Annotated in this window: 3 protein-coding genes; all 3 read right to left on the reverse strand. The window is 37.3% G+C overall.

All coding sequences use genetic code 11. The features are described 5' to 3' along the window. The coding region (locus tag FHQ23_RS12660) for a hypothetical protein (RefSeq protein WP_267963723.1) at positions 1-225 on the reverse strand (225 nt) is incomplete at its 3' end. Positions 226-737: 512 nt separating this feature from the next. Beyond that, the gene (locus tag FHQ23_RS12205; protein ID WP_176552328.1) at positions 738-1070 is read right to left on the reverse strand and encodes a barstar family protein; all 333 of its coding nucleotides are present in this window, start codon (positions 1068-1070) and stop codon (positions 738-740) included. After that, entirely contained in the window at positions 1070-2347 is a 1278-nt protein-coding gene (locus tag FHQ23_RS12210) for a ribonuclease domain-containing protein (RefSeq protein ID WP_139614559.1), read from the reverse strand. The genes FHQ23_RS12205 and FHQ23_RS12210 overlap by 1 nt, the downstream gene beginning before the upstream one ends. Between the last annotated feature and the right edge of the window lie 152 nt (positions 2348-2499).

The raw sequence follows: 2499 nt of genomic DNA on the forward strand, positions 1-2499 counted from the left end.
AAATTCACTTTCATCAAAAATTAGTGGTATAGCATAAAAAAACTTAAATTGAGAAATCATGTCCTCCATATAATTTTTCATAATTGCTTCGTCATCATAATCAAAATTTAGAAAATCAATAAACTTGAAATCCCTTAGAATAAATTCAGTGTTATATTCCTCACTTTCAAAGTTTATAATTTTTTTATAAAATGACACTATATTATTAAGCTCAAATTCATTCAAATTAAAATCTTTTTCATTTAAATCCAGATAAGGATCACAATATTCATACCAGGGTTCCACTCTAATTATTTTTATAAAGGACCTCAATAATTTTTTCTATCTGGACGCTGCAACTCAATTGTCATAAGACCTGTTTTACTAGGTCTAAAAATAGCCCTTTCTCCTGATGGAAAAACTGCAATTCGTCTATCATTAGAATATGTAATTTTGGCATCTTTAGTTAAATTCTCCCAATCTGTTTCTATTGATACGCCTGCTGGTTTCTTGGCATTTTTACACCGCTACCAGCCGTGGTATCAATCGCATTGCTTAAATAATTATTAAATCTTTCCAATGAATTTGCTGTTGAACCCTTAAAGTTGCCTAACGTAATATTTTTACCGTTTACTTTAACCTCATTAAGCAAATATCCTGTAGATTCATAATCAATTTTACCAGTTACGGCATATTGCGTAGCGGAACTCGCAGTAAAGCCAGTTATACGACCGGAAGCATACTATTTACGATAATTTTTATTCTAAATAAAATTTAAATGGAGAATCATTTTTATATTGCTCATATAATTCACACTGTTTTATCTGGTAATTTTCAACTTCCTTTAGAGTATCTATAATCTTATTAAAATATTCAATGCCCAGGTTTTTCTTAGAGGATTCAGAATGTTGCCAATATAAAACACAATTTAACCCAGCTCCACAAGTCATAACATCTATCAGAGCATCAAGATTATATCCATAACCATGAATAAAAAAACCAACATTTAAAGCCTCTCCTATTTTTTTATGGAATATTTTTTTATCTTTTATATCATTACCATCAATGTAAATGTGATTTATATTATTCATTATTTCCATCTCCCCATTGGTTCAGTAGTATTATAATGATCTCTTGTAAAATATAAAAAACCATCATTAGAGTATATTAATCGTTCCCCACCTCTACCTTTTGTCCCATTATAATTAATATCAGCTTCAAACCACTTCCTTTCAGGAGCTGAAGGCAATAATCCCTCTATATTAGAATAGGGTTCACCGCCAATTATTTTTCCATCTGGAACTGGTTTTTTACCAGCTTTCCATCCTAAATTTTCAGCTTCTTTTTTAGTTATAAAATTCTCTGGAAGTTTTCCAGTATTCTTTAAACTATCTATTAAATAATTAGCAGCTTGCTGAGTTTTCAAATCTAATTTTAACGCTTCATAGATTGCAGCATTATGTGCTTGATGATTAAACTCAGTTAATGGGTAATCCGTTGTTTTCCCAACAACAGGCAAGCTTTCATTCGCACTAACACCTTTCGCTAAAGGTGATAGCATATTATCGATTGATTTAACCGCAACTGACCCGGCTTTTACCACCGGCAGCACTTCCGCCACCACTGTTCCGCCTCTCATCAACGGCACAAGTGCGGTTTCGGCACGCATATCTTTGCCGTATAAGGCATTAACATCAGCCTGATTATAATGCGTTCTCAGTAAATCCCCTGACGCACTATCAAAGGTCGCCCATTTGCCTGTTGCGCAAGCCAGCGGATTTTTTAAACAGTCCGACAGGCTATGTTCGACTGTTTTCACCATATTTTTGGTGGTCTCTATCGGTGAATCCAACGCTGCTCTTGCTGCCTCACTAAGCGCATTACCACCGTCTTTCACACCCTCAAAAACAAGGTTATTCTTCACTTTCGGCACAAGAATATTCGTCAAAAACTGACTGTTTTCTCGATTATACTTTGCCGCTAAATTTGAATATTTTCCTATTGAGTAATATTCATCACCTGAAACGCTAAACAAGTTCTGTGCTTTGCCTTCGCTGTTGATAAAGCTCACCGCACTTGAGGACGGCACATCGCCTTTCATAGCCGACGCCGAGGACAGGAAACTATCCGCCGCCGCATCTTGGCTGTCTATCATCTTCGACCAGGCATAATCCACCCGTTGTGCCGCCCGCTCAAGCAAACGCTGCTCCGCTTCTGCCTCACTAATGCCCTGTTCTTTGGCAAAGGTCTGTGCATTATTCCGAATCCAATCCAACTCACTCGGATGCAACTGGCGGTTATACCAATCGGTATTGCCGCCTGCGCTCACCGCTGCCGTGCCGCCGCCGGTTGCTGCCCCTATCGCCATACCCGCACCGATTTACCTAAAAACTATTCTCAACCGCACTTTTCGCTATCGCTTGTCCAGTTGCAGCATTAACAAGTGTAGTTGCGCTATCAGTAGCTATTCCGTCCTTTTGTGCTTTTGCCGTTTTAAAGTAAATTAATTCAGGAACAAGT

The organism is Testudinibacter crocodili, from assembly GCF_006228025.1.
Lineage (GTDB): Bacteria > Pseudomonadota > Gammaproteobacteria > Enterobacterales > Pasteurellaceae > Chelonobacter.

What these genes read in the sequence shown, in the direction of transcription:
- FHQ23_RS12205 (WP_176552328.1), bottom strand. Translation starts at nt 1,070, where the DNA reads ATGAATAATATAAATCACATTTACATTGATGGTAATGATATAAAAGAT.
- FHQ23_RS12210 (WP_139614559.1), bottom strand. Translation starts at nt 2,347, where the DNA reads ATGGCGATAGGGGCAGCAACCGGCGGCGGCACGGCAGCGGTGAGCGCA.